6 protein-coding genes are annotated in these 7,064 nt (G+C 62.8%); 4 read left to right on the forward strand and 2 right to left on the reverse strand.

What is annotated here, in order from left to right:
- The 4 genes from VF769_RS06940 to VF769_RS06955 all read left to right on the forward strand — a co-directional run.
- Positions 1-819 (forward strand): NAD(P)(+) transhydrogenase (Re/Si-specific) subunit beta (locus tag VF769_RS06940; RefSeq protein ID WP_331007656.1); only part of this gene is annotated, 819 nt, incomplete at its 5' end.
- 4 nt (positions 820-823) lie between these two features.
- Complete coding sequence (locus tag VF769_RS06945; RefSeq protein WP_331007657.1) at positions 824-1,270, forward strand: hypothetical protein; 447 nt, start codon at positions 824-826, stop codon at positions 1,268-1,270.
- A 150-nt stretch (positions 1,271-1,420) separates the two neighbouring features.
- Complete coding sequence (locus VF769_RS06950; protein ID WP_331007658.1) at positions 1,421-2,146, forward strand: toll/interleukin-1 receptor domain-containing protein; 726 nt, start codon at positions 1,421-1,423, stop codon at positions 2,144-2,146.
- A 1-nt stretch (position 2,147) separates the two neighbouring features.
- On the forward strand, positions 2,148-2,561 hold the full coding sequence (locus tag VF769_RS06955; protein ID WP_331007659.1) for a DUF1801 domain-containing protein: 414 nt from the start codon (positions 2,148-2,150) through the stop codon (positions 2,559-2,561).
- 83 nt (positions 2,562-2,644) lie between these two features.
- Here the strand turns inward: VF769_RS06955 and VF769_RS06960 are convergent, their stop codons facing one another.
- Both VF769_RS06960 and VF769_RS06965 read right to left on the reverse strand, forming a co-directional pair.
- Positions 2,645-4,705 (reverse strand): M13 family metallopeptidase, encoded by a 2,061-nt coding sequence (locus VF769_RS06960; protein ID WP_331007660.1) that lies wholly within the window; start codon positions 4,703-4,705, stop codon positions 2,645-2,647.
- Positions 4,706-4,728: 23 nt separating this feature from the next.
- On the reverse strand, positions 4,729-7,064 hold a 2,336-nt coding region (locus VF769_RS06965), incomplete at its 5' end, for an efflux RND transporter permease subunit (protein WP_331007661.1).

Raw genomic sequence — 7,064 nt, forward strand, 5'->3', positions numbered from 1 at the left:
TGGCTGATCGTGTTGCTGTCGCTGGCGCTGGGCTTCCTGCTGATCCTGCCGATCGGCGGCGCGGACATGCCGGTCGTGATCTCCATGCTCAACTCCTACTCGGGTTGGGCCGCTTGCGGCATCGGGTTCACGCTTGCGAACAGTCTGCTCATCGTGACCGGCGCGCTGGTGGGCTCCTCGGGCGCGATCCTCAGCTACATCATGTGCAAAGGCATGAACCGCAGCTTCATCAGCGTCATCCTCGGCGGCTTCGGCACAGCTGATGGCGGCGCGGCTGCAGGCCACGTCGAAACGCGCCCGGTGAAGCAGGGCAGCGCCGACGACGCGGCTTTCATCATGAAGAACGCCTCGAAAGTGATCATCGTGCCGGGTTACGGCATGGCGGTCGCCCAAGCGCAGCACAGCGTGCGCGAATTGGCCGACATGCTGAAGAAGGAAGGCGTCGAGGTGAAATACGCCATTCACCCCGTCGCCGGCCGCATGCCTGGCCACATGAACGTGCTCTTGGCCGAAGCCAACGTGCCGTACGATGAGGTGTTCGAACTCGAAGACATCAACAACGAGTTCAGCCAAGCCGACGTCGCCTACGTCATCGGCGCCAATGACGTCACCAATCCCTCCGCGAAGACCGATCCGAAATCGCCGATCTTCGGCATGCCGATCCTCGACGTCGAAAAAGCCAAGACCGTGCTCTTCATCAAGCGCGGCATGGGCTCAGGCTACGCCGGCGTCGAAAACGAACTCTTCTTCCGCGACAACACCATGATGCTGTTCGGGGATGCCAAGAAGATGACCGACGAAATCGTGAAGGGGCTGTGAGGCGATGGCGGAGTCCGGAACGCCGAAGCGCTTTTTTACCGTGTTCACTTTTGCCGGGCTCGGGCCGGCGCTGGGCGCTCTCGGGGTGTTGGCATTTTTCTTTGCGATGATGCTTACGGATGAGAATACATCGGCGATGCAGGCGACGTCCTTGAGCCTGGGCGCCAGCGTCATGTTCCTCATCTTCGGATATTGGTTTGGCGTCGTCCCGGCGCTGTTGACGGGATTGTTCTATGCGTTCGCGCCGACGAGCTTGCAGCGCATTGTGCTCAGCCCGCTGTACGGCGCCGCGTCGGTCTGGATCGTCGACAAAGTGGCCGATCTCGCGACCGGCGGCGCTTGGGGCGGCGGCGATCTGACCATGATGATGCTTGCGGGCGCTGCCTCGGCCCCATTTTGCGCTTATCTAGTGCGGCTCTGGGGGTTCACGCCGGTGCGTACTGCCGCCTGATTGGGCCGCTTCGCCTTGCACGAAGCGCCGTCAACGCGCAGAGAGTCTTGTTCTCACGCTTGGCTCCGACCAAGCGAGGCCATCCCTGACGCGCAATTCACGTTCGCCCCGCGCGGCGCTCCGCTAAGTTCCGCGCACCACGGAGTGCGCATGGCGGACGTTTTTATCTCTTACAAAAAGTCAGACGCCGATCGCGTGCGCCCGCTCGTGACGCATTTGCGCGATGCGGGCCTCGATGTGTGGTGGGATGAGGGCATTCAGCCGTCGACATCGTGGCGCGCCGAGATCGCCAAGCAGCTCGCGGCGGCGAAGTGCGTCGTCGCGGTGTGGACCAACGATAGCGTCGATCACGAGCAGGGCGCTTGGGTGATGGAAGAAGCCACACACGGGCTTGCGCGCAGAGTTCTGGCGCCGGTGCGGCTCGATCTTGTCGCGCCGCCGCTTGGTTTCGGCGAGGTGCAATACGCCGATCTTGCGGCCTGGAGCGGCGGCGCGGACGATCCGCGTTTCCAGCATTTCCTCGCAATCGTGCAGGCCATCGTGCGCGCCGAGCCGATGCCTGTCGCGCCGCGGCCGACGCATTTCGAAGCGCCAGGCATCAAGCTGCAAGGCGTGACGATGCAGAACGTCAATATTCGCGTCGGAGGGCGGGACGACGACGATAATGACGAGGAAGAAGAGCGGCCTGCCGCGACGCGCACATCGAAACGTGAACGCACGAGCTTTTCGCCCTCGATGTTTCTCACGCGTGCGATCGGCGTGATCTTTCCTTTGGTCGGGATTATCATTTTCATCTTTGCGATGGGCGGTATGGCGTGCGACCAAGGCAATGCGCCCGGCGCGTTCTGCCGGGCGCTCGATGCGCTGAGGCAATGAGATGGCCGAGCCCAAGACGCAAAAGACGAAGGCCTCCGTCGCGCAATTCCTGGCCGCGGTTGAAGACGAAACCCGCCGCAAGGATGCGAAGGCCATCGACAAGATGTTGCGTGAGATCAGTGGCGAGAAGCCAGCGATGTGGGGGCCGTCCATCGTCGGCTATGGGCAATATGTAAACGTCAACACGCTCGGCGCCGCGCCGTGGCCGAAAATCGGTTTCTCGCCGCGCAAGGCAAATTTGGTGCTCTATCTGATGCCTGGCGCAGGCGCGGACGCGGCGCTGCTGAAGAAGCTCGGCAAGCACAAAACCGGCAAGAGCTGCCTCTACATCAACAAACTCGCTGACATCGATGAGAACGTGCTGCGCGAACTGGCCACGCGCGCTTGGAAAGCGATGAGCGACAAGCACGGGTGAGCGCGCCGCGTGTTGAAGCGGCGGAGAGAGAAAAGGGGAGCGCTTCGCAGCGCTCCCCTCAATCGTTTCACGATGTCGCGATCTTACCAGACCGTGACGCGTTCTTCCGGCGGCAGATAGAGCGCGTCGCCGGGCTGGACATTGAACGCCGCGTACCAGGCATCCATGTTCCGCACCGTGCCGTTGCAGCGATAGACGGCTGGTGAGTGCGGGTCAGTGAGGATCTGGTTGCGCAGTGCAGCGTCGCGAATAAGGCCGCGCCAGGCTTGCGCCCAGCCCAGGAAGAAGCGCTGATCGCCGGACAGGCCGTCAAGGACCGGCGCCGCTTGGCCGTTCAGCGACAGATTGTAGGCGTGGTAGGCGACCTGCAGACCGCCATTGTCGCCAATGTTCTCGCCGAGCGTCAGGCGGCCGTTCACGTTGATGCCTTCGAGCGGCGAGAACGCATCGTATTGGGCCACGAGGCGGTCGGTGACGGCAGTGAAGCGCTCAACGTCTTGCGCGTTCCACCAATCACGCAGCACGCCGTGGGCGTCCGACTTGGCGCCTTGATCGTCGAAGCCGTGGCCCATCTCGTGACCAATCACGCCGCCGATAGCGCCGTAATTGATCGCCGGATCCGCGTTCGCATCGAAGAACGGCGCTTGCAGGATCGCGGCCGGGAACACGATCTCGTTGAACACCGGATTGTAATAGGCGTTCACGGTTTGCGGCGTCATGAACCATTCGTCTTTGTCGGTCGGACGGCCCAGACGTTCGAGGTCATGGTTCCAGTCGAACAGCGATTGGCGCTTGGCGTTGCCGAACGCGTCATTGGCGCGGACTTCGAGCCCCGAATAATCGCGCCAGCGATCCGGGTATCCGATTTTCGGGCGGAAGGTGGCGAGCTTTTCGCGCGCCGCCACTTTGGTCTCCGCCGACATCCACGGCAGCTGATCGATACGCTGGCCGTAAGCCGTGCGCAGATTCTCGACCAGATCGGTCATCTGCTGCTTGGCTTCCGGCGGGAAGTGGCGTTGCACGTAGATCGCGCCGATGGCTTCGCCGAGTGCGCCGTTGACGGCTTGTACCGCGCGCTTCCAGCGCTCGCGCTGCGCCGGCTGACCGTTTAGCGTGCGGCCGTAGAAATCGAACACTTCGTCGTCGATCGCTTGCGGCAGCACCGCCGCATTGTTGCGAACGAGGTGATAAGCCAAATACGACCGCCAGGTCGAAACCGGCGTCTGCATGAAGAGGTTCGCCAGCGGACCCATGGCCGAGAGCTCGCTGATCACCACTTCCTGGACGTCGCCGAGGCCGGCGGCTTCGAATGAGGCGTCCCACGGGAAGCTCGGCGCGAGTGCGCGGATTTCGGCGCGGGTCTTCAAATTGTAGGTGCGATCGCGATTGCGGCGATCAGCGATCGGCCAATGGTGTTCGGCGATGCGCGTTTCGAGCGCAACGATCGCGCGCGCCTTCGCTGCGCCGCCGCTCTGGCCGGCGAGGGTGAGCAGGCGTTCGATATGGGCGGTATAGGCCGCGCGAATGTTCGGGAATTCGCCATCAGTGCGGCGATAATATTCACGCTCCGGCAGACCCAAGCCCGCGTGCACCATGTTGCAGATGTAACGGTCGGGATTGCGCTCATCGAGACCGACGAACACCGCGATCGGCGAGTTCACGGCGATGCCAGGCGTCGAGATCAGGCGAATGGTCTCTTCGTGCGTGCGCAACGCTGCGATCTGGTCGAGCTCGGGCTGCAGCGGCGCGATGCCGGCGGCGTTGATCGCCTCCTGGTTCAGGAACGAATTGTAGTAATCGGCGATCTTCTGCTGATTGGAGCCCGGCGCGCCGCCGGCCAGGGCGACTTCTTCGATAATCGTGCGGGCGTCGCGATCAGCCTTCTCGCGCAGGATGTCAAATGTGCCCCAGCGGGTGCGGTCGGCCGGGATTTCCGTGTTCGCCATCCAGGCGCCGTTGGCGTGACGGAAGAAATCGTTGCCCGGGCTGACATTGAGATCGCGCGCCGTGAGATCAAATCCCCAGGCGCCGATCGCGGCCGGCGCCCGTGCGGGTTCGCTTACCGCTTGGGTGGCGCCGGTGGCGCAGCCGGCAAGCAGCGCCAGCGACGACGCGCCCATCGCGCGACGAGTGAACATAATCATGAAGTACCCCTCCGAAAGAAACTCTACTCGGCGGCGGCCAATCTGCCGCGGCGCGTGTAGAGGCGGGAATAGAAGCCGAAAAGGCCTCCTGTCACCCGCTTGATGTCGATGCCAATCATGTAGAAGGCCGGCGTCAGGATCAAGGTGGCGGGCATGCACACCAGCACGCCGAACGCCAGCGAAAGCGCCATCGGCTTGAGGAATTGCACGATCGCCGCGTTCTCCAGCAGCATCGGCGCCATGCCCACGAATTCCGTGACCGAGGTCAGGAAGATCTGACGGAACCGCGACACCGACGCTTCGACGATGCCGCGCTCAGCGCGCACGCGCATGACTTGGAAGCCAGATTGCTCGAGATAGGCCGCGCGTTCCTTGTACTCGCCCGCGTCCTTGCCGACATCCTTTGACGTCAACAATTGGATCGGGCCCCCTTCGAATCCGGCTCGCGCGGATTCCATGATCATTTCTTCGTGCACTTCGAGGTCCGGCGCGATGCCGATATATTCGAACACCTCGCCGTTTGGCCCCTGCAACTCATGGATTTCGATCGGCTCGCCGTCCTCGTCGATCGGAACAACCGCGCCTGCACGCTTCGGCCGCATCGCGAAATAGCCGCGGATTTGGTTGCAGCGATCGACCAGCACCACGTTGTCGTTCACGACGACGCCAATCGCCGCGATCACGCCAAGCCAGGAGAAGAGGGCGAAGCTCGTATTGAAGATCAAATGCCCAATCGAAGCGCCCACGATCGCAAACGGGATCACCGAGAGGATCATGATCGGCTGCGCGTAGGAGCGGAACGTCACCGCGAGCAGGAAATAGATGCCCGCGAACGCCATCAGCATCAGCGTGCCGAGCTGTGCGAAGAATTCCGCTTGCCCCTCAGCCTCACCAATGGCGCGGCGTGACACCGTCGAGAACCGCGCCTCGAACTCCGGGAAATAATCATTGTCCAGCGTCCGCATGATCTCTTGGCGCGCTTCGGCGTTGACGAGATCGGCGGTAACCAGGATCGAGCTCATGCGTTGGCGGCGATCGAGCCCCGTGATGCCCGGCGCGAATTCCCAGGTGGCGACCGAAGCCAGCGGCACTTCGCGGCCGTCATTGGTGCGGATGCGGAAGCCGCCCAGGCTTTCCAGCGTGCGGCGATCGTCGCGTGGGTAACGGACGTACACGCGCACGTCGTCGCCTTCGCGCGGCAAACGCTGCACTTCCTCGCCGAAATAGGCTTGGCGAACTTGGCGCGTCAGGTCGCTGAGCGTGATGCCGAGTTGCTCGGCGCCCGGCAGAAGCGTGAAGCGCAATTCTTCGATCGCGGCGTCCTGGCTGTCGCGCACCGAACTCACGCCAGTGAATTGCAGCAGGCGCGCTTTCAGATCCTCGACCGCGGCTTCAAGGTCTTCCTTGTTCTCGCCCATCAGCGCGAGTTCGATGCTGGGCGAGCCGCCGCCGGACAGCGAGAAGCTGATCTGGTCGGCGTCCGGCACTTCGCCGAGCAATTCCTCGAGCCGTTCCGTGACTTGGCGCGAGCGCAAGTCGGGACGTGTTTCCGGCGGCGTGAGGCCGACATAGGCGCGGATCGAGGTGTCGTCGATGGATTGGCTCCACGAGCGCACGACGCCGCGCGACATTTGGCCTGTATTGGGGTCCTCGACCGCGATCTCTGCCGTTTCTTCTTCCATGGCGCGGCGCGCGGCGTCGAGCTGCTCGGCCACTTGCTCCATGCGTGAGAAGGGCGTGGTTTGCGGCAGCTCGATCGAGACCTGCATGAAGTCGCCTTCGACTTCCGGCATGAAGGTCTGCTTGATCCGGCCCGTCGCCATCAGGCCGATCGCCAGAATGGTGATGACGAGGAAGACCGACCAGGTGAGGTAGCGCATCTTCACCGCGCTCTTCACCAGCGGTTGGTGCAGCGTCTGCGCGACCCAGATGACCGAGTGCGCGCAGCGTTGCTGCAGGCGCATCAATTGGCTGCCGATCCCCGTGCCCTGAGGATCAGGTTTCTTCACGTGCGCCAAGTGCGCCGGCAGGATGATCAGACTTTCGATCAGCGAGAACACCAGCGTCGACATCACCACGATCGAGATCGCGCGGGTAAATTGCTGCACGTCGCCGGTCAGCAACATCATCGGGCTGAACGCGATCATGGTCACGAACACGGAGGCGACCAGCGGCTTCAGCACCATTTGCGTCGCCAGGATCGAGGCGTCGACGCCATGATGCCCGCGCTCGGCCCGTTCGTAGATCGCCTCACCGACAATGATGGCGTCGTCGACCATGATGCCCAGCACCAGAAGGAAGCCGAACACGCTCATGAAGTTCAGCGACACGCCGACATAAGGCAGAATGAAGAACGAGC

This window comes from Vitreimonas sp., from assembly GCF_036392335.1.
In the GTDB taxonomy this organism is placed as follows: Bacteria; Pseudomonadota; Alphaproteobacteria; order Caulobacterales; family Aquidulcibacteraceae; genus Vitreimonas.